Source organism: Stenotrophomonas sp. YJH_SMC_53 (assembly GCF_059369995.1).
Genome location: NZ_JCAFTF010000011.1, coordinates 106,250 through 126,740, shown reverse-complemented (window position 1 = coordinate 126,740; position 20,491 = coordinate 106,250). Strand labels below are relative to the sequence as shown.

The 20,491-nt window shown below is 67.5% G+C and carries 17 protein-coding genes; 6 read left to right on the top strand and 11 right to left on the bottom strand.

Features of this window, described 5'->3' with window-relative positions:
* Positions 1-123: 123 nt before the first annotated feature.
* On the bottom strand, positions 124-975 hold the full coding sequence (purU, locus tag AC5P7X_RS16885) for a formyltetrahydrofolate deformylase (protein WP_049415819.1): 852 nt from the start codon (positions 973-975) through the stop codon (positions 124-126).
* 114 nt (positions 976-1,089) lie between these two features.
* On the opposite strand from purU, the gene AC5P7X_RS16880 reads away from it, so the two are divergent.
* Positions 1,090-2,001 carry a LysR family transcriptional regulator gene (locus AC5P7X_RS16880; protein WP_495215184.1) on the top strand — a complete coding sequence of 304 codons (912 nt, stop codon included), beginning with the start codon at positions 1,090-1,092 and terminating at the stop codon, positions 1,999-2,001.
* Between the two features lie 3 nt (positions 2,002-2,004).
* Here the strand turns inward: AC5P7X_RS16880 and AC5P7X_RS16875 are convergent, their stop codons facing one another.
* From AC5P7X_RS16875 to AC5P7X_RS16865, 3 genes are all read right to left on the bottom strand, one after another.
* Positions 2,005-3,105: an NADH:flavin oxidoreductase/NADH oxidase gene (locus AC5P7X_RS16875; protein WP_080375098.1), complete on the bottom strand. Its 1,101-nt coding sequence runs from the start codon at positions 3,103-3,105 to the stop codon at positions 2,005-2,007.
* A gap of 159 nt (positions 3,106-3,264) precedes the next feature.
* A complete protein-coding gene (locus AC5P7X_RS16870; protein WP_253135168.1) occupies positions 3,265-4,071 on the bottom strand; it encodes an NAD-dependent protein deacetylase in 807 nt (268 codons plus the stop codon).
* Between the two features lie 43 nt (positions 4,072-4,114).
* Positions 4,115-4,516, bottom strand: coding sequence for an acyl-CoA thioesterase (locus tag AC5P7X_RS16865; protein WP_053499266.1), 402 nt, complete (start codon positions 4,514-4,516; stop codon positions 4,115-4,117).
* Between the two features lie 90 nt (positions 4,517-4,606).
* Between AC5P7X_RS16865 and AC5P7X_RS16860 the strand changes: the two genes are divergently transcribed.
* Entirely contained in the window at positions 4,607-5,242 is a 636-nt protein-coding gene (locus tag AC5P7X_RS16860) for a LysE family translocator (RefSeq protein ID WP_495215183.1), read from the top strand.
* Positions 5,243-5,344: 102 nt separating this feature from the next.
* Here the strand turns inward: AC5P7X_RS16860 and AC5P7X_RS16855 are convergent, their stop codons facing one another.
* From AC5P7X_RS16855 to AC5P7X_RS16840, 4 genes are all read right to left on the bottom strand, one after another.
* On the bottom strand, positions 5,345-6,364 hold the full coding sequence (locus AC5P7X_RS16855; protein WP_019661865.1) for a ribonucleotide-diphosphate reductase subunit beta: 1,020 nt from the start codon (positions 6,362-6,364) through the stop codon (positions 5,345-5,347).
* A gap of 147 nt (positions 6,365-6,511) precedes the next feature.
* A complete protein-coding gene (locus tag AC5P7X_RS16850) occupies positions 6,512-8,914 on the bottom strand; it encodes a ribonucleoside-diphosphate reductase subunit alpha (RefSeq protein ID WP_053499270.1) in 2,403 nt (800 codons plus the stop codon).
* A gap of 638 nt (positions 8,915-9,552) precedes the next feature.
* Entirely contained in the window at positions 9,553-10,653 is a 1,101-nt protein-coding gene (gene zapE, locus AC5P7X_RS16845; protein WP_206619875.1) for a cell division protein ZapE, read from the bottom strand.
* Complete coding sequence (locus AC5P7X_RS16840) at positions 10,650-11,321, bottom strand: alpha/beta hydrolase (RefSeq protein WP_134972556.1); 672 nt, start codon at positions 11,319-11,321, stop codon at positions 10,650-10,652. Before AC5P7X_RS16840 ends, zapE begins: the two co-directional genes overlap by 4 nt.
* A gap of 43 nt (positions 11,322-11,364) precedes the next feature.
* Here AC5P7X_RS16840 and AC5P7X_RS16835 point away from each other — a divergent pair, with 43 nt between their 5' ends.
* The gene (locus AC5P7X_RS16835) at positions 11,365-12,222 is read left to right on the top strand and encodes an EamA family transporter (protein ID WP_495215182.1); all 858 of its coding nucleotides are present in this window, start codon (positions 11,365-11,367) and stop codon (positions 12,220-12,222) included.
* 301 nt (positions 12,223-12,523) lie between these two features.
* Here the strand turns inward: AC5P7X_RS16835 and AC5P7X_RS16830 are convergent, their stop codons facing one another.
* From AC5P7X_RS16830 to AC5P7X_RS16820, 3 genes are all read right to left on the bottom strand, one after another.
* Positions 12,524-13,969 carry an ExeM/NucH family extracellular endonuclease gene (locus AC5P7X_RS16830; RefSeq protein ID WP_253135164.1) on the bottom strand — a complete coding sequence of 482 codons (1,446 nt, stop codon included), beginning with the start codon at positions 13,967-13,969 and terminating at the stop codon, positions 12,524-12,526.
* Between the two features lie 208 nt (positions 13,970-14,177).
* Positions 14,178-14,696 carry a c-type cytochrome gene (locus tag AC5P7X_RS16825; protein ID WP_005407662.1) on the bottom strand — a complete coding sequence of 173 codons (519 nt, stop codon included), beginning with the start codon at positions 14,694-14,696 and terminating at the stop codon, positions 14,178-14,180.
* Between the two features lie 219 nt (positions 14,697-14,915).
* Positions 14,916-15,533 (bottom strand): TetR/AcrR family transcriptional regulator, encoded by a 618-nt coding sequence (locus AC5P7X_RS16820; protein ID WP_495215181.1) that lies wholly within the window; start codon positions 15,531-15,533, stop codon positions 14,916-14,918.
* 161 nt (positions 15,534-15,694) lie between these two features.
* On the opposite strand from AC5P7X_RS16820, the gene AC5P7X_RS16815 reads away from it, so the two are divergent.
* Genes AC5P7X_RS16815 through AC5P7X_RS16805 form a run of 3 tightly spaced genes read left to right on the top strand, consistent with a single transcriptional unit; the run spans position 15,695 to position 20,488 of the window.
* Complete coding sequence (locus AC5P7X_RS16815; protein ID WP_014035590.1) at positions 15,695-16,858, top strand: isovaleryl-CoA dehydrogenase; 1,164 nt, start codon at positions 15,695-15,697, stop codon at positions 16,856-16,858.
* Between the two features lie 10 nt (positions 16,859-16,868).
* Positions 16,869-18,479: a carboxyl transferase domain-containing protein gene (locus AC5P7X_RS16810; protein WP_253135162.1), complete on the top strand. Its 1,611-nt coding sequence runs from the start codon at positions 16,869-16,871 to the stop codon at positions 18,477-18,479.
* 26 nt (positions 18,480-18,505) lie between these two features.
* Positions 18,506-20,488: an acetyl/propionyl/methylcrotonyl-CoA carboxylase subunit alpha gene (locus AC5P7X_RS16805; RefSeq protein ID WP_171958048.1), complete on the top strand. Its 1,983-nt coding sequence runs from the start codon at positions 18,506-18,508 to the stop codon at positions 20,486-20,488.
* Positions 20,489-20,491: the final 3 nt, after the last annotated feature.

The following is a 20,491-nucleotide window of genomic DNA, read 5'->3' as shown; positions in this document are numbered from 1 at the left end:
TTCATCCAGCCCCCTAACTACGCCCCCCTACAGATCGCGGGACGGCCGAACCGGGGGCTTTTCATTGGATGAAATCAGGATTCGGTAGTGCCGGGCCATGCCTGGCGGACGCGGGATGGGCGATTACCGGAACACCACCGTGCGGTGCCCGTTGAGCAGGATGCGGTGCTCCACATGGCGGCGCACCGCGCGCGCCAGCACCAGCGATTCGGTATCGCTGCCCAGCCGCACCAGCTCGCGCGGCGCCATCGCGTGGTCCACGCGGGCCACGTCCTGTTCGATGATCGGGCCTTCGTCCAGATCCTCGGTGACGTAGTGCGCGGTGGCACCGATGATCTTGACCCCGCGCGCGTGCGCCTGGTGATACGGCTGCGCGCCCTTGAAGCTGGGCAGGAAGCTGTGGTGGATGTTGATCGCACGGCCGGCCAGCGCGCGGCACAGCGTGGGTGACAGGATCTGCATGTAGCGCGCCAGCACCACCAGGTCGATGCGCTCACGCTCGACCAGGTCGATGATCTGCTGCTCCTGCACCGCACGCGTATCGGCGGTCACCGGCAGGTGGTGGAACGGTACCTGGTAGGACGCGGCCAATGGCGCGAAGTCGGCGTGGTTGGACGCCACTGCCGCGATGTCGACCTTCAGCTGGCCGCTGTGGGCACGGAACAGCAGGTCGTTGAGGCAGTGCCCCTGCTTGCTGACCAGCACCAGCAGGCGTGCCCGGCGGCGCCCATCATGCAGCTGCCAGTCCATGCCGAAGCCTTCGGCAAGTTTGGCCATCGCGGCATGCACGGTCTCCAGCGGCAGGCTGGCATCGCGGTCGAAATGCACGCGCAGGAAGAAGCGGCCACTTTCCTCGTCGCCGAACTGCTGGGCGTCGAGGATGTTGCAGCCGTGGTCGAACAGCAGGCCGGACACTCGGTAGACGATACCGGTACGGTCGGGGCAGGACAGGGTGAGGATGGAATCGGGGCGCATCGCCACAGTGTAGGGCAGCTTCCTGCCCAGCAGCCGGATGATCACCGATGCAACCGAACCGCTTGGTTCAGTCCCAAGCGATACTTGGCCATCACCGTGGCAAGCTGGTCGGTCATGAACCTGTTGCAACTGATCCGCAGCTTCACCCGCACCGCAGAGACCGGCAGCATTGCCGCCGCGGCCCGCATCCTTGGCATCAGCGCCACCGCAGTCGGCCAGAACATCAACCGACTGGAAGCGCATCTGGGCGTACGGCTGCTGAACCGGAGTACGCGCCAGCTGGCCCTCAGCGAGGCCGGCGCGCTGTACCTGGCGCAGGTGCGCCACATCGAGGGCGACCTGGCGCGCGCGCAGGCGATGGTGACTGCCGGTGATATCGAACCGGCCGGTCCCCTGCGCATCGCCAGCAGCAGCGCCTTCGGCCGCCACGTGCTGGCACCGTTGCTGCCGTCACTGCAGCAGCGCTACCCGCAACTGCAGCTGAAGCTGCGCCTGACCGACCGCGCCGTGCAGCATGGTCCAGAGGCGGTGGATGCCAGCATCCGCATCGGCGCGCAGCTGGAGGACGGTGTGGTCGCACGGCAGCTGGCGCGCGTGCCATTCGTGTTCTGCGCCTCACCAACCTACCTGAAGACCCATGGCACGCCGCAGGAACCCTCGGACCTGGGCAGCCATCGCGGGCTGCTGCACCGCTTCCCCACCGATGGCCGGCCGCTGCGCTGGGGCCTGCTGAAGGACGGCCAGCGCGTGGACGCCGCGCTGCCGCCGAGCATGGTCTGCGATGACATCGACGCGCTGGCGTCGCTGGCGGCGGCCGGTGCCGGCATCACACGATTGGCTGCGTTCGTGGCCGAGCCCTACCTGCGCGACGGCCGCCTGCAGGCGGTGTTCGGCGCCGACACGGCGTGGCGCCCGGAGCCGATGGAGGTCTATTTCTGCGTCAGCGACCGCCGCGACTTCACCGCCAAGATCCGCGCGCTGTTCGAGCACCTGCAGGCCGGCATGGCGCCGGCCTGGCGGGTGTGAGCCTCAGCGCGCCTTGAACACGCCGCGCGCATCGCGCGGCTCGCAGCGCAGGTACTGCGGCGCCGGCTCCACGCTGTCGCGCAATGCGGCAGCAGCGTGCCACGGCCAGCGCGGGTCGTAGAGGATGCCGCGTGCCAGCGCTACCGCATCGGCGTGGCGATGGCGCAGGATCGATTCGGCTTGCTCGGGCTCGGTGATCATGCCCACCGCGATCACCGGCATGCGTACCTTGGCCTTGATCGCCGCGGCGAACGGCACCTGGTAGCCGGGACCGACGGTGATCTTCTGGCGTTCGTCCAGGCCACCGCTGGAGACATGCAGGAAATTGCAGCCGCGCGCGTCCAGCACCTGGGCCAGCGCTTCGCTCTGCACCAGGTCCCAGCCACCCTCGACCCAGTCGCTGGCGGAAATGCGCACGCCCACGGCGATCTTGTCCGATACCGCCGCACGCACGGCGTCGAACACCTCCACCAGCAGGCGCAGGCGGTTCGGCAGCGAGCCGCCATAGCCATCGGTGCGGTGGTTGCTCAGCGGCGACAGGAACTGGTGCAGCAGGTAGCCGTGCGCGGCATGCAGCTCGATCAGCTCGAAGCCCAGGCGCTCGGCGCGCACCGCACTGGCGGCGAAAGCGGCGATGAGCTCGGCGATGCCGGCCTCGTCCAGTTCCTGCGGTGCCGGATCGGCGGCATGGAACGGCAGCGGCGACGGCGCCACCGTGGCCCAGCCACGGGCATCGTCAGCCGGCAGCTGTCCGCCGCCGTCCCACGGGCGCTTCACCGAGGCCTTGCGACCGGCGTGGCCCAGCTGGATGCCCAGCGGCATCGGCGACCAGCGGCGGACACTGGCCAGCACCTGCGCCAGCGCGGCCTCGGTGCCGTCGTCCCATAGGCCCAGGTCGGCCCAGCTGATGCGACCGCGCGGCTCGACCGCCGTGGCTTCCAGGATCAGCAGGCCGGCGCCGGACTGCGCCAGGTTGCCCAGGTGCATGGCGTGCCAGTCGCTGGCGCGACCGTCTTCAGCGGAGTACTGGCACATCGGCGCGATGACGATGCGGTTGGACAGGGTGAGGGGGCCGAACGAGATCGGCGAGAACAGCTGGCTCAAGACGGTGATGAACGACGTAGGGGGTGCGTATTGCACCGCTGCGCGGCTCGCGGATCAACCATCTGGATGGATCGCTGTTTCGCGTGACCTGCAGCAGCCGAGCGTGCGCCCGGCTCTACAGAAGCCCTCGCCCCTTGTAGAGCCGAGCCCGTGCTTGGCTCAGCGCGCAGCCCACGTGGCCAGCGCTTCAGCGCAGTCCCGCTCATCCTTGAACAACAGCAGGTCGTCGGCTCGGGTGCGGCCTCGGTTCAGCGCCGCTACCGGCAACCCTGCCTTCGCGGCCGCCTGCACGAAGCGGAAGCCGGAATAGACCATCAGCGACGAGCCCACCACCAGCACGGCGTCGGCCTGCTGCAGGTGATCGTGCACCGCCGCCACCCGTTCACGCGGCACGTTCTCGCCGAAGAACACCACATCCGGCTTCAGCAGGCCGCCGCAGTAAGGGCAATCGGGCACCACGAACGTGGAGAAATCGGTCTCCAGATCGGCATCGCCATCGGGCGCGATACCGGCCTCCAGCGCATCCCAGCCCGGATTGGCGTCCAGCAGCCGCTGCTGGAAATCCTCGCGGCCACTGCGGCGCTCACAGGCCATGCAGCGCACCCGGTCCAGGCGGCCATGCAGGTCGATCACCTTGTGGCTGCCGGCACGCTGGTGCAGGCCGTCCACGTTCTGGGTCAGCAGCAGCTGCAGCTTGCCGTTGTTTTCCAGGGCGGCCAGGGCCTGGTGGGTGCCGTTGGGCCGGGCCAGGCCGAAGCGCGGCCAGCCCAGCAGGCTGCGTGCCCAGTAGCGCTGGCGGGTACCCGCTTCGCCCATGAACGCCTGGTAGGTCACCGGCGGCGTGCGCTTCCACTGGCCGTCGGTATCGCGGTAATCGGGGATGCCCGAGGCGGTGCTGCAACCGGCGCCGGTCAGCACGAACAGGCGCTGGGCGCGGTCGATGAAGTCGGTCAGCGGCGAGGTCATGGCTGCCAGATGGGGGCGCCGCAGCGCCCGTGCAAGCGCCGGCTCAGGCGGCCGGCAGCGGCGGCACCGCGATCGGGTGGCCGTCCTCGTCCAGCGCGATCATCACGAAGTGGCCGCGGGTACACAGCTTGCGCTCACCGCTGTGCAGGTCCTCGGCGACCAGTTCGACCTCGACCTTCATCGAGCTGCGCCCGACTTCGACGATGCGGCCGATGGTTTCCACCATCTGGCCGATGCGGATCGGCAGCTTGAAGTCGACCTGGTCGCTGCGCGCGGTCACCACGGTGCGGCGCGAATAGCGGGCGGCGGCCAGGAAGGCGGCCTTGTCCATCCACGCCAATGCCTGGCCACCGAACAGGGTGCCGAGGTGGTTGGTGTGGTTGGGGAAGACGATTTCGGCCATGCGCACTTCAGTGGGCGGCACGATCTCGGGGATCGGGGTCATGGGGGTGCTTCGGTGTGGGGTCCGGTAATTTTAAGCCAGGCCCCGTGCAGGCGGCGCTACACTGCGCCACGCCCACTGCCAGGACCGCCCATGCCCGCACTTTCCGACCTGCTGGCCTTCGCGCTGGTTTCCCTGGCCATGGTGCTCACACCCGGGCCGAACATGATCTACGTCATCTCGCGCTCGATCTGCCAAGGGCCGCTCGCCGGGCTGATCTCGCTGGCCGGGGTGGCGCTGGGCTTCGTGTTCTACATGCTGTGCGCGGCGCTGGTCATCACCGCCCTGCTGATGACCGTGCCGTTCGCCTATGAGGCGCTGCGCATCGGTGGCGCGCTGTACCTGCTCTACCTGGCGTGGCAGGCGCTGAAGCCCGGCGGCCGTTCGCCGTTCGCGGTGCGCGAGCTGCCGCAGGACAGCCCGCGCAGACTGTTCACGATGGGCTTGCTGACCAATCTGCTGAACCCGAAAGTGGCGGTGATGTACCTGTCGCTGCTGCCGCAGTTCCTGCATCCGGACAGCGAAGGCAGTGTGCTGATGCAGTCGATCGTGTTGGGCTGCACCCAGATCGTGGTCAGCGTCAGCGTGAACGGCCTGATCGCGCTGACCGCCGGCAGCATCGCCGGTTTCCTGGCCGCGCGCCCCACCTGGCAGAGGGTGCAGCGCTGGCTGATGGGCACGGTGCTGGCCGGGCTGGCGGTACGCATGGCGGTGGAAGGGCGGCGCTGATCGTAGAGTCGAGCCATGCTCGACTCTACAAAAGCCAGGCGCGCAACAAAAAACCCCGGCATTGGCCGGGGTCTTTCGTTGCGACAGGCCTGACCGGTTCGATCAGAAGTTCATGTCGAAGGCGACTTCGCCCTGCACGCCGACCTGGTAGGCCGAGACGCGGCGTTCGAAGAAGTTGGTCAGTTCCTGCACGTCCTGCAGTTCCATGAACGGCAGCGGGTTGCGCACGTTGTACTTCTTTTCCATGCCCAGCTTGGCGAAGTGCTGGTCGGCACAGTGCTGCAGGTACTGGCGCATGTCACGGGTGGAGATGCCGGCCACGCCGCCGGACAGCACGTCCTCGGCGAACTGCACTTCGCATTCAATGGCTTCGGCCAGCATGTCGTAGACCTGCTGCTTCATCTCTTCGTCGAACAGGTCCGGCTCTTCCTCGCGCACCACGCGCACCGACTCGAAGGCGAACTCCATGTGCGCGCTTTCGTCGCGGAACACCCAGTTGGTGCCCGAGGCCAGGCCTGGCAGCAGGCCGCGCGAACGGAAGTAGTACACGTAGGCGAACGCAGCGAAGAAGAACAGGCCTTCGATGCAGGCAGCGAAGCAGATCTGGTTGAGCAGGAACTGGCGGCGCTGTTCGCGGGTCTCGATGCGGGTCAGGTCCTGGATCGAGTCGATCCACTTGAAGCAGAAATCGGCCTTCTTCTTGATCGAGTCGATGTTCTCCACCGCCGAGAACGCCTTGGCGCGCTCTTCCGGGTCCGGCAGGTAGTTGTCGAGCAGGGTCAGGTAGAACTGCACGTGCAGCGCTTCTTCATACAACTGGCGCGACAGGTACATGCGCGCTTCCGGCGCATTGAGGTGCTGGTACAGGTTCAGCACCAGATTGTTGGACACGATCGAGTCGCCGGTGGCGAAGAACGCGACCAGGCGGTGGATCAGGTGGCGCTCGCCCGGCGACATCTTGCTGTGCAGGTCGGTGATGTCGATCTGGAAGTTGATCTCTTCCACCGTCCAGGTGTTCTTGATCGCATTCCGGTACATGTCATAGAACTGCGGGTAGCGCATCGGGCGCAGGGTCAGTTCAAAACCGGGATCGAGCAGCATCTGCTTGGGCTTGTCGGCCATGGGTGTTTCCTTGAATTCTCGGGTCAAAACGCCGGGCATGGCCCGGCGCTACCTTGGTGTTTCCGTGCTGCAGCCGAGCATGGCTCGGCTCTACAGGTGCGAGGTGTTCGAGTGCCGACCAACGGTCGGCACCCACCGCGCGGCGTGTTACTGGCAGGCTTCGCAGGCTTCCGGGTTTTCCAGCGAGCAGGCGATGGCTTCGTCCGGGCTGAACACCTTGGCCGGTGCGGCGGCACTCACCGTGGTCTTGGCGATCTTGGTGGCCGGGCGCGAACGCAGGTAGTAGGTGGTCTTGATGCCCTGCTTCCAGGCGTACATGTACATGGAGGACATCGCGCCGATGTTCGGGCTTTCCATGAACAGGTTGAGCGAGGCCGACTGGTCGATGAAGGCGCCACGCTCGGCGGCCATGTCGATCAGCGAACGCATCGGCAGTTCCCACGCGGTGCGGTAGACCTCGCGCAGCGTTTCCGGAATCTGCGCCACGCCGGCGATCGAGCCTTCGGCCAGCTTGATGGCATCGCGCATTTCCGGCGTCCACAGGCCCAGCTTCTTCAGCTCGTTGACCAGGTAACGGTTGACCTGCAGGAAGTCACCGGACAGGGTCTCGCGCTTGAACAGGTTGGACACCTGCGGCTCGACGCACTCGTAGCAGCCGGCGATCGAGGCGATGGTCGCGGTCGGCGCGATCGCGATCATCAGCGAGTTGCGCAGGCCGTGTTCCTTGATGCGCTCACGCAGGGCATCCCAGCGCGCAGTGTCTTCCGGCACCACGTTCCAGGCATCGAACTGCAGTTCGCCGCTGGCGGCACGGGTGTCGTTGAACGACGGGTGCTTGCCGCGTTCCTGGGCCAGCTCGCAGGAGGTTTCCAGCGCGTGGAAGTAGATCGCTTCGGCGATCTTCTTCGACAGCGCGCGGGCTTCGGCGCTGTCGAACGGCAGGCGCTTGCGGAAGAACACATCCTGCAGGCCCATGCAGCCCAGGCCGACCGGACGCCAGCGCAGGTTGGCGCGGCGGGCGGTTTCGATCGGGTAGAAGTTCAGGTCGATGACGCGGTCGAGCTGGCGCACGGCCAGGCGCACGGTCTCGGCCAGCTTCTCGAAGTCGAACTCGTTGTGCTCGTCGAAGTGGTTGCCCAGGTTGATCGAACCCAGGTTGCACACTGCGGTTTCATCGTTGGAAGTGACTTCCAGGATTTCGGTGCACAGGTTGGACAGGTGGATCACGTTGCCCGGACGCAGGGTCTGGTTGCTGGCGCGGTTGCACTTGTCCTTGAAGGTCATCCACCCGTTGCCGGTCTCGGCCAGCGTACGCATCATGCGGGCGTACAGCTTGCGCGCGGAGATGGTGCGGTTGGCCTTGCCCTGGGCTTCGGCCTGCAGGTAGGCAGCCTCGAAGGCTTCGCCAAACAGGTCGGTGAACTCCGGCACGACGCGCGGATCGAACAGCGACCATTCCTGGTCGGCCTCGACGCGCTTCATGAACAGGTCCGGCACCCAGTTGGCCAGGTTCAGGTTGTGCGCACGGCGGGCTTCGTCACCGGTGTTGTCACGCAGTTCGAGGAAGTCCTCGATGTCGGCGTGCCAGGTTTCCAGGTACACGCAGGCTGCGCCCTTGCGCTTGCCGCCCTGGTTCACCGCGGCCACGGACGAATCCATGGTCTTCAGCCACGGCACGATGCCGTTGGAGTGGCCGTTGGTCGACTTGATCAGCGAACCGCGCGAACGCACGCGGGTGTAGCTGACGCCGATGCCGCCGGAGAACTTCGACAGCTGGGCGATGTCGCCGTACTTGGCATAGATCGACTCCAGCGAGTCCTGCGGCGAGTCCAGCAGGAAGCACGAGGACAGCTGCTCGTGGGTGGTGCCGGAGTTGAACAGGGTCGGGCTGGACGGCAGGTAGTCCAGGTTGCCCATGCGCTTGTACAGCGCCAGGGTCTCGGACACGTCCTCGCTCAGCGCGCTGGCGATGCGCAGGAAGAACTGCTGCGGGGTCTCGATCACCTTGCGGGTGTGCGGATGGCGCAGCAGGTAACGGTCGTACAGGGTACGCAGGCCGAAGTAATCGAAGTTCAGGTCCAGCGCGCCGTCGATGGCGTCGTTGAGCTTGCGTGCATTGGTCTGCACGAAGTTCAGCAGGCGGTCGTTGATCAGGCCGACTTCATGGCCGCGGCTGACCGACTGCGAGAAGGCGTAGATTTCCTGGCCCGAGACTTCCTTGGCGATGTAGTTGGCCAGCAGGCGCGCAGCGAGGCGGCCGTACTCGGGCTCTTCACCGATCAGCAGGGCGGCGGTGCGGATGGACAGTTCGTCCAGTTCGCGGGTGGTGGCGCCGTTGTACAGGCCGGAAATGGTACGGGTGGCCACGCGCATCGGATCGACGGCGTGCAGGCCTTCGGAGGAACGCTGCACCGCGCGCACGATCTTGTTCAGGTCCACCAGCTCGGTGGTCCCGTTGCGCTTGGTCACACTCATCGCGTTGGCCGTCGGCGGCGACGTCAACAGGAACTCGCTTTCCTTCTCGATGGTGGCGCTGGATTCGGTGCTCACGGCGTATGTCCTCTTGGCGTGATTGGGGGTGCTCGATGCATCGGGGTGACGCAGCCCGGGACATGACGGCCCAGGATGGCAGGACGGCGTCGCAGGGGATGAGACCCTGCGCCTGCCACTGCCGTTGACGATCGCGGATGGGTGCTGCTGCCAACCCCCAGACCTGGGGTTGCTGCGACCGACGGCCACAAGATAGTGGGGGTAGTGGGGTCCGTCAACGCCAAATGTAGTGAAATTCGGCAATCCCTTGCGCCGCAAGGATCGTGCCGACGGCGCCCGGATCAGACGCTTCAGACCTGCCGGAACAGGCTGCGCAGTCAAGCCCGAAAGGCGTCACTGCGGTGGCACAACGCACCGCGGAAACGGAACAATGACAGCTTCACATGACAGTGATGAAGCTGGCTAGGGACAACCCTGTGGATAGGTGGTGGGCATCCGGTGGACGTCGGGATCACCCGCCGGGCAGCAACGCGAGGCCGCATGTGTCGGCCGGGCCGGATGAGCGGCCGTTGGGGCGCGGTTGCGCCCACCGATAGCCGCGCCGTGCTGTTGTAGAGCCGAGCCCACGCTCGGCTGCTTCTGAATGATGTGCCGAAAAGCAGCCGAGCGTGGGTCCGGCTCTACAAACGGCACTACCCTCACGCCCGGTGCGGGGTGCCCAGGTACTCGGCGCTCTGCATCTCGATCAGGCGCGAGGCGGTGCGCTCGAACGCGCCCTGCAGGCGCTGGCCGGTGTACAGCTCGACCGGCGAGGTGCTGGCGGTGCAGACCAGGTTGACGTGGCGGTCGTACAACTCGTCGATCAGGTTGACGAAGCGGCGCGCGGCATCCTCGTTCAGGCGATCGAAGGCCGGAATGCCGCCCAGCAGCACCGTGTTGAACTCGTGCGCGATCTCGATGTAGTCCGAGGGCCCGCGCGGGCCCTCGCACAGCGCGGCGAAATCGAACCAGGCGATGCTCTTGCCGCGGCCGCGGACCGGAATCTTGCGGCCCTCGATCTCGATGTTGCCGGGCCTGGCCGGTTGGCCGCCGCTCAGTTCGCTCCAGCGCGTGGCCAGCCAGTCGTCGCTGTCGGCGGCCAATGGCGCGCGGTACACCGGCGAGCGGGTCAGCGCGCGCATCCGGTAGTCCTCGGTGCCTTCGGCGTACAGCTCCACGCAGAAGCGCTGCAACAGGCCGATGGCCGGCAGGAAGCTCTCGCGCTGCAGGCCGTTGAGATACAGGTTCTCCACCGCGGTGTTGGAGGTGGTGACCAGGGTCACGCCTTCGGCAAACAGGCGCTCCAGCAGCCGTGCCAGCAGCATCGCATCACCGATGTCGGTGACGAAGAACTCGTCCAGCACCAGCACGCGCAGGTTGCTGCGCCATTCCTGGGCGATCTTCGCCAGCGGGTCGCTCTGCCCCTGGTGCTCGCGCAGACGCTCGTGGACGCTGCGCATGAAGCGATGGAAATGCGTGCGGTACTTCTGCTTGATCGGCAGCCCGTCGTAGAACAGGTCGACCAGGAAGGTCTTGCCGCGGCCGACGCCGCCCCAGAAGTACAGGCCCTTGACCGGCTCGGGCTTCTTCCAGAACGAGGACAGGCGGTCCAGCCAGCCGTCCTCGGCACTGTCCAGCAGGCCCAGGTGGATGCGGTCCAGCTCGGCCAGCGCTGCATGCTGGGCCGGGTCGTCCTGCCAGTCACCACGGGCGACCCCTTCCGCGTACCGCTGCGACGGGGTCAACTCGGTTGCATTCATGCCGCCGCGCCCAGCCAATGCTTCACGCCGTGGGTCAGCGCGCCGCGCAGGTCGATCAGCTTGCGGTGGAAGAAGTGGCTGGTCTCGGGCATGCGCACCAGCTCATGCGGGAACTCCAGCGTGTCCAGCCACTGGTAGACAGCCTGCGGGTCGACGATCTCGTCCTGCTCGCCCTGGATCACCAGCCAGCGCGCCGGCGGTACGATGCCATCGAAGTCCCAGCGGCCGGCCGGTGGCGCGATCGAGATCAGCGCCTCCGGCTGCAGCGCGGCAGCCGCCTTCAGCGACACGAACGAACCGAAGCTGAAACCGGCCAGCCACAGTCGGTCGTGCGGGCGCTGGCTGCGCACCCAGGCGGCGACCGCCTTCAGGTCATCCTGCTCGCCCACGCCGCCATCGAAGGTACCGGCCGAAGCGCCGACGCTGCGGAAGTTGAAGCGCACCGTGGCGATGCCCAGCTCGCGCAGGGTGGTGGCGGTCATGGTGACCACCTTGTTGTGCAGGGTGCCGCCTTCGGTGGACAGCGGATGGCAGACAATGGCCACGATCGGCTGCACCGGCACATCGGCCTTGGGCAGGTCGACGACCACTTCCAGCGGGCCGGCCGGGCCATCCAGTTGGAGACAGGCGGTTTCGCCGGGGGCGACGGGGAACGAGGGCTTGTGCATGGCACCATGATACCGTCCCCCGCCCCTGCCCTGTGCCCGCCCCATGCTCTACCTGTCTTTGGCCGTGATCTGCAGCGTGCTGGTTTCGGTGGTGTTGAAGGTGGCTGGACGCCGCCAGCTGGATGTCGCGCAGCTGGTCACCTGGAACTATCTGGTTGCGGCAACGCTCACCGCGGTGGTGCTGCAGCCGCCGCTGGATGCGCTGCGCGCGCCGCATGCGCCGTGGCTGTCATTGCTGGCGCTGGCGGTGGTGCTGCCCTCGATCTTCCTGGTGCTGGGCCGCGCAGTGGCGGTGGCCGGCATCGTGCGCAGCGATGTGGCGCAGCGCCTGTCGCTGCTGCTGTCACTGGCTGCCGCCTTCCTGTTCTTCGGCCAGAGCGCGACGCCGTGGAAGCTGGTCGGCCTGGCGCTGGGCCTGGTCGCCATGGCGGCGATCAGCCTGCGCCCGCGCGGCCCGGCGGTGGCGTCCTCGCCCGGCGGCTGGGGCTGGCTGCTGGGCGTATGGGGCGGGTTTGCGGTGGTGGACGTGCTGCTCAAGCAGGTGGCGCTGTCGGGCACGCCGTCGATGGCGGCGGTGCTGGCCAGCTTCAGCGTGGCCTTCGTGCTGATGCTGGCCCTGCAGCTGTGGCGGCATGTCAGTGGCCGCAGCCGGCTGGCCTGGCGCAACCTCGGCGCGGGTGCGCTGCTGGGCCTGCTCAATGGCAGCAACATCCTGTTCTATGTGCATGCGCACCAGTCGATGCCGGACAACCCGGCCACCGTGTTCGCCGGCATGAACATCGGCGTGGTGGTGCTGGGTGCGCTGGTGGGCGTGTTTGCCTTCGGCGAGGCCACCACGAAGTGGAACCGTGCCGGTCTGGCGCTGGCGGTGCTGGCGATCGGCTTGATCGCCTGGGGGTGAGCGTTGGTTGCGGCGGGCCATTTCCGCGCCCGCGGTGGGATGTCACTTTTCTTTTCGCGCGAAAAGAAAAGTAACCAAAAGAAACGCGCCGCCAGCCGCGAGCCGGCGCTGTGCACCGGTACCCTGCGCTTCTCGGTGAACCAGGGGACGGCGCCGAACTCGCTGCGCTCAGACATCGGCGCCTCTTCGCCCCTGGTTCACCTGCGATGCTCGGCTCGCTTGAAGGCGGACTGGTAGATCAAAAGCAAAGGCGGCATCCGTGCCGATCAAGGTGACTACCAGAGCAGATCCCCGGCGAACCTTATCTGTCGAAACCCAGCAGCAGCGGGTCGTGGTCGGAGCTGCGCCACGGGCCCTGCACGTTGCGGCCCTGGTAACCGCTGGCGTCCTGCTCGTCGGCGTTGCTGTGCCATTCGGCGGCACCGCGCAGGCGCTTGGCCATGCCCGGGCTGAGCAACGCGTGGTCAAGGCGGCCGGTGTAGCCGTTGTAGACGTAGCTGTAGGGATGCTCGACCTTGGCGACCTTGAACGCGTCCTGCCAGCCCAGGTCGTGCAGGGTGCGGATCGGGTCTTCCATCGCGTAGGCGTTGAAATCGCCGAGCAGTACCGCGTCCTTTGTACCGGTACCGGTCGGATCCGTCTGCAGCCAGGCATGCAGCTGCTGCGCCGAGGTCACGCGGGTGGCGTTCCAGCAACCCTGGTTGTCGTTGCGGTCGGCGTCGGCGCCGCTTGCGTCGCGGCAGCCCTTCGACTTGAAGTGATTGGCCACCACCACGAACGGCGCGCCCTGCTTGCCCTGGAAGGCCTGCGCCAGCGGCACGCGGCTGTGCTCGACGAACGGGCCGCCGGTCAACGTGGCCGGCGTGCCGACCGGCTGCAGGCGTGAGCTGCGGTAGATGATGCCGACCCGGATCGGGTTGTCGCCGGGGCCGTTGCCGGCATCGACGAAGCGCCAGTCGCCCTGCGCGCCGCGGTCACGGTTGAGCGCATCGACCAGTTCGGCGATGGCCGACTGCGGTCCGTAGCCGTCGTTCTCCAGCTCCATCAGCGCGGCGACGTCGGCGCCCAGCGCGTTGACCGTGGCGACCAGCTTGGCCACCTGCGCTTTGTGCTCGTCCAGCGTGCGGGCGCCGCGCAGGGTGGGGAAGCCGCCGCCCTGGCCATCACCGTTGAAGAAGTTCTCCAGGTTGAAGGCGGCCACGTGCAGGCTGCCTGGCACCGTCGGCACCGCCGGACGCTTGAGTTCCGGCAGTTTCAGCACACCTTCGACCTGCAGGCGCGGATGGCCCTGCGCGTCCATGCGCACGATGCCCTGCACGTCGCGCAGCTGCATGCCGGTGCGCAGCACCGGGCTGCCCGGCAGGTACGCCACGCTGGCGGGGGCTCGGGCATCACTGCCATCTTCCAGCACCAGGCGGCGGCGCTGGTTGTCGGCCATCACCTGCTCATAGCCGGCTGTACCCGGCGCGGCCACTTCGGTCGGCTGCCAGAGGCGACCATCGAAGGCCACGGTGAGCTGGCCGAAGCGCTCCAAGCCGTCGCTACCGGCCAGGGTCAGCGGTGCGGCGATGCGCACGCGCTGGCCATCCAGCGCGCGCCAGTCGGCCGGCGCGGCGGTCAGCACCACGGTGGCGCTGCTGCGCGCGGCGGAGGGTGGCGCGACCGGTGCGGCCTGCGGCTGGGCCTGGGCAAAGGCGCTGGCCGGCAGCAGCAGGGACAGGGCAAGGGCGAGGGAACGGCGGCGCATCGACGGGCGATTCCTTGGAAGAGGGCGCACAGACTAACCCTGAAATGCGAAACCCCGCCTGCGCATCGGGGGCATATGACGATCAGGCCTCGGTGGGCAAAGCCGGGGGATCGTAGAGCCGAGCCCATGCTCGGCTGCACCTGGCCACACCGCGCGCAGAGCAGCCGAGCGCGGGCTCGGCTCTACAGGAAGCGGCGCGTTGCGGCGGTTACTTCAGGTTGCCCAGCATCCAGTCCACGGTGGCATGGATCTGTTCTTCGGTCAGGGCCGGGTTGCCGCCCTTGGGCGGCATGATGCCGCCGTCGGGGCCGGTATAACCCTCGATGGCGTGCTTGTAGAGGGTGTCCTTGCCCTGTGCGATGCGCTTGTCCCAGTGCGAATGGTCCAGCGTCGGTGCCATGCCCACGCCGGTGGTGTGGCAGGCGGTGCACAGGTTGTCGAAGATCACCTTGCCATCCTTGGTGCCGCCGTAGGCCACCTGCGACGCGGCCTTGGCCAGCGCGGCGGCCTTGGCTGCGGCCTGCGCGGCGGCGCCGGTACTGCCGGCATAGACCGCGCCGGTGGGCGAGATGCGCTGTTCGGTGCGCTTGGCTGCGGTCGGCGACACCTCGGGCGGAATCCGGGTGTGGATGTAGGCGGCAAGGAGGATGAGGCCGAGGGTGATGGTCGCCAGCAGCGCGATCACCATGGAGAAGCGTTTCAGGAACTCCAGATCGTAATTCCGCACTCTTCGTTACCCCTGGCTGATAGTCGTTGGACCACGGCTGAGCGACTGCGTGATGGGCCGAGTATAGAACGCACTTTGCGTGCGACAACAGGCGTCACTGCTGATGCGGCGCAGCATGCGGCCGTGGCCGCATGCGGGTAGCGCCGGGCCGTGCCGGGCGAGCGCGAAGCGCGGCAACAACGGTCGAGGATGGCAACAGCCGCCGGGCATGGCCCGGCGCTACCGTTTTGCGGGGGCGCCGATCGCGCGCAGGCAGAAGCTGCAGATCGCATCCACCAGCGCATCCTCGTCGCGGTGCGCTTCGCGGCTGGGTGCGGTGGGGCCGACCATCGCTTCGGTGAAGGCACCGACCAGGCACGCGGCGGCCACATGCGCGTCCTGCACCGGCAGCTCGCCGGCCGCTACGCCCTCCTCCACCAGCCGCAGGAACACGTCGCCGAAGGCGCGACGGCCGCGCATGCGCTCGGCTTCCACGTCCGGGTCGACCGGTTCAACGATGAAGGCGTGCGCCAGCCCCGGCCCGGCCAGGGCACGGCGTACGAAGGCGGTGATCGCCAGCCGCAGGCGCTCGCTGGCCGCCTCCGGGCCACTGGCGATGCGCTCCATGATCGCCACCTCGTGGGCCACCGCGGCGTTGAGCACCTCCACGAACAACTCGGCCTTGGACGGGAAGTGCCGGTAGATCAGGCCGGTGGACACCCCCGCCAGGGTCGCCACGGCGGTCACCGGGGCATTGCGCCAGCCGCCAGTGGCGACCAGTTCACGGGTGGCCAGCAGGATCCGTTCACGGGCCCCGGCCAGGCGTTCTTCCATCAGTGCAGAGCGTTTGTAGGCCATGTTTTGATTCTGGTTTCAATTTTTGAATTTGTATTCACTTCTTATCCGAACCCCGCTACGCTGGGGTCCAATCGCCCGTGCGGGCAGCGGTCCTGCAGACCGCCGCCCGCTCCCCCGCCGGGTGCGTCCATTTCCTGCCATCCCGTCGTGGAGCCACCACAATGCACGTGCCATCCCTGAACTTCGACCTTGGCGAAGACATCGACCTGCTGCGCCAGAGCGTGGCCCATTTTGCCGCCGCCGAGGTCGCGCCGCTGGCCGCCGAGGCCGATGCCAGCAACCAGTTCCCGCTGGCTCTGTGGCCGAAGCTGGGCGAACAGGGCCTGCTCGGCCTCACCGTGGAAGAAGCATACGGTGGTACCGGCATGGGCTACCTGGCCCACGTGGTGGCGATGGAAGAAATCTCGCGCGCTTCCGGTGGCATCGGCCTGTCCTATGGCGCGCACTCCAACCTGTGCGTGAACCAGCTGCGCAAGAACGGCAACGAAGAACAGAAGCAGCGCTTCCTGCCCGGCCTCTGCAATGGCAGCCTGGTCGGTGCGCTGGCGATGAGCGAGCCGGGGGCCGGTTCGGACGTGGTGTCGATGAAGCTGCGCGCCGACAAGCGCGGCGACCGCTACGTGCTCAACGGCAACAAGATGTGGATCACCAACGGCCCGGATGCTGACGTGCTGGTGGTCTATGCCAAGACCGACATGGAGGCCGGCGCCAAGGGCATCACCGCGTTCCTGGTCGAGAAGGGCATGAAGGGCTTTTCCACCGCGCAGAAGCTGGACAAGCTGGGCATGCGTTCTTCGCCCACCTGCGAGCTGGTGTTCCAGGACTGCGAGATTCCCGAAGAGAACGTGCTGGGCCAGGTTGGCGGTGGCGTGCGCGTGCTGATGTCCGGCCTGGACTACGAACGCGTGGTGCTGTCCGGTGGCCCGCTGGGCCTGATGGCCGCGGCCATGGACGTGGTGATGCCGTACGTGCACGAGCGCCACCAGTTCGGCGAGCCGATCGGCAGCTTCCAGCTGATCCAGGCCAAGATCGCCGACATGTACGTGGGCCTGGGTGCCTGCCGTGCGTATGTCTATGCCGTGGCGCGCGCCTGCGACCAGGGCCGCACCACCCGCCAGGACGCCGCCGGTGCCATCCTGTACGCCGCCGAGAAGGCCACCTGGCTGACCGGCCAGGCGATCCAGATCCTCGGCGGCAACGGCTACATCAACGAATACCCGACCGGCCGCTTGTGGCGCGATGCCAAGCTGTATGAGATCGGCGCCGGCACGTCCGAGATCCGCCGCATGCTGATCGGCCGCGAACTGTTCCAGCGCACCCTGTAAGGCCACTGCGATGACCGTATTGAGCACCCAACTGCAACCGGGCAGCGAAACGTTTGAAAGCAACCGCGCGGCCATGCAAGCCGTGGTCGACGACCTGCATGCCACCCTCGCCCGCACCGCGCTGGGTGGCAGCGAAGCCGCACGCGCCAAGCACACCGCGCGCGGCAAGCTGCTGGTGCGTGACCGCATCGACGCGCTGCTCGACCCCGGCAGCGCCTTCCTGGAAATCGCGCCGCTGGCTGCACACGGCATGTACGAAGACGCCGTGCCGGCCGCTGGCGTAGTGGCCGGCATCGGCCGCGTCAGTGGCGTGGAATGCGTGATCGTGGCCAACGATGCCACGGTCAAGGGCGGCACCTACTACCCGATGACGGTGAAGAAGCACCTGCGCGCGCAGGAGATCGCCGAGCAGAACCACCTGCCGTGCATCTACCTGGTCGATTCCGGTGGTGCGTTCCTGCCACTGCAGGACGAAGTCTTTCCCGACCGCGACCATTTCGGCCGCATCTTCTACAACCAGGCCAACCTGTCGGCGCAGGGCATTCCGCAGATCGCCTGCGTGATGGGCAGCTGCACCGCTGGTGGTGCCTATGTGCCAGCGATGAGCGACGAGACGGTGATCGTGCGCGAGCAGGGCACGATCTTCCTCGGCGGCCCGCCGCTGGTGAAGGCGGCCACCGGCGAAGTGGTGACGGCCGAGGAACTGGGCGGTGCCGATGTGCACACGCGCATCTCCGGCGTGGCTGACCACATGGCCGACAACGATCTGCAGGCGCTGGCACGGGTGCGCGCGATCATCGCCCAGCTCAACTGGCGCAAGCCGGAACCGGCGATGGCGGTGCAGGCGTCCGAGGAACCGCTGCTGCCGGCACACGAACTGTACGGGGTGATCCCGGCCGATACGCGCAAGCCCTACGACGTACGCGAAGTGATCGCGCGGCTGGTCGATGGCTCACGCTTCGACGAATTCAAGCCGCGCTACGGCGCAACGCTGGTCACCGGCTTCGCCCATCTGAACGGCTACCCGATCGGCATCATCGCCAACAACGGCATCCTGTTCTCCGAGTCGGCACTGAAGGGCGCGCACTTCATCGAGCTGTGCACCCAGCGCAACATCCCGCTGGTGTTCCTGCAGAACATCACCGGCTTCATGGTCGGTCGAAAGTACGAACAGGGTGGTATCGCCAAGGACGGGGCCAAGCTGGTGATGGCGGTGGCCTGCGCCAAGGTACCCAGGTTCACCGTGGTGATCGGTGGCTCGTTCGGTGCCGGCAACTACGGCATGTGCGGCCGTGCATACTCGCCGAACTTCCTGTGGATGTGGCCGAACGCGCGCATCGGCGTGATGGGTGGCGAACAGGCCGCCAGCGTGCTGGCCACGGTCAAGCGCGATGGCATCGAGGCCAAGGGTGGCCAGTGGCCGGCAGCGGAGGAAGACGCGTTCAAGGCACCGATCCGCGACCAGTTCGAGCAGCAGGGCCACCCGTACTACGCCAGCGCGCGCCTGTGGGACGACGGCGTGATCGATCCGGCCGACACCCGCCGGGTGCTGGCGCTGGCGCTGTCGGCCAGCCTCAACGCCGCCCCGCAGCAGACGCGCTTCGGCGTGTTCCGCATGTAACCCGTGCCATGACCGAGCCTGTTGCCATGTTCACCAAAGTCCTGATCGCCAACCGCGGCGAAATCGCCTGCCGCGTCATCGCCACCTGCCACCGCCTCGGCATCGCCACCGTGGCGGTGTATTCCGATGCCGACCGCAACGCACGCCACGTACGCCTGGCCGACGAGGCCATCCACATCGGCCCGGCCGCCGCGCGTGAGAGCTACCTGCGCGGCGATGCCCTGCTCGACGCCGCACGCCTGACCGGCGCGCAGGCGATCCACCCCGGCTACGGCTTCCTGTCCGAGAATGCCGACTTCGCCGATGCCTGCGCTGCCGCCGGCATCACCTTCATCGGGCCGCCGGCCAGCGCCATCCGCGCGATGGGTGACAAGAGCGCCGCCAAGGCATTGATGGCCAAGGCCGGTGTGCCGCTGACCCCGGGCTACCACGGCGACCAGCAGGCGCCGGACTTCCTGCGCGCGCAGGCCGATGCCATCGGCTACCCGGTGCTGATCAAGGCCAGCGCCGGTGGCGGTGGCAAGGGCATGCGCAAGGTCGAACGCAGCGAGGACTTCGTCGATGCACTGGCCAGCTGCCAGCGCGAGGCCGCCTCGGCATTCGGCAACGACCATGTGCTGGTCGAGAAGTACGTCGAGCGCCCGCGCCATATCGAGATCCAGGTGTTCGGCGACAGCTACGGTGAGGCGGTCTACCTGTTCGAGCGCGACTGCTCGGTGCAGCGCCGCCACCAGAAGGTGCTGGAAGAAGCACCCGCCCCGGGCATGAGCCCCGAACGTCGTGCTGCGATGGGCAAGGCCGCGGTCGATGCCGCGCGCGCGGTGGGCTACGTCGGTGCTGGCACGGTGGAATTCATCGCCGGCCCGGACGGTGATTTCTACTTCATGGAGATGAACACCCGCCTGCAGGTCGAGCATCCGGTCACCGAGTACATCACCGGCACCGACCTGGTGGAGTGGCAGCTGCGCGTAGCCTCGGGCCAGCCGCTGCCGCTGCGCCAGGAGCAGCTGGCGATCCACGGCCACGCCATCGAGGCGCGGCTGTATGCCGAAGACGCCGACCGTGGTTTCCTGCCGTCCACCGGCCTCCTGCGCCGCCTGCGCCTGCCGTCGCCGTCGACTCATGTGCGCGTGGATACCGGTGTCGAGGAAGGCGATAGCATCACGCCGTACTACGATCCGATGATTGCCAAGCTGATCGTCTGGGACGTGGACCGCGACGCCGCGCTGCGCCGCATGAGCCAGGCCCTGGCCGACTGCCAGGTGGTGGGCGTGACCACCAATGCCGGTTTCCTGCGCCGCCTGGTGAACACCGATTCGTTTACCCACGCCAAGCTGGATACCGCGCTGATCGAGCGCGAGCAGGCCGCATTGGGCCGGGTAGGTGACAGCGATGATGCGCTGTGGCTGCTGGCGGCGGTGGCCGCCGTGGCCACTACTGCAGGTGCAGCCAGCGACGCGCGCGACCCGCATTCGCCGTGGCAGGTGCAGGATGGCTGGCGCCTTGGCGCGCCCGCGCCACGCGTGCTTCCGCTGCAGCAGGGTGAACGCCGGCACACGCTGAAGGTGTGGGCGCAGACCGATGGCTGGCGCGTGCAGTGCGACGACGCGGCACCCGTGCAGGTGATCGGCACAGCCGATGTACGGGGGCTGGCGGTACAGCTGGGCGACCGCCGCGGGTCGCTGCAGCTGCTGCGCGACGGTGACCAGCTGTACCTGTTCGGCACCGACGGCCAGCACCGTTTCACCCTGCATGATCCGGTGAGCGAATCGGACCACGCCGTGGCCGATGCCGGCAGCCTGCTGGCACCAATGCCCGGGAAGATCGTGGCCACGCTGGTCGCCGCCGGTACCGAGGTCAAGCGCGGCACGCCGCTGGTGGTGCTGGAAGCGATGAAGATGGAGCACACCCTGCAGGCGCCGGCCGACGGCACGGTGAAGGGCTACCGCGCCAAGGCCGGTGACCAGGTCAGCGACGGCGCGGTGCTGGTGGACTTCGAAGCGGCGTGAGCG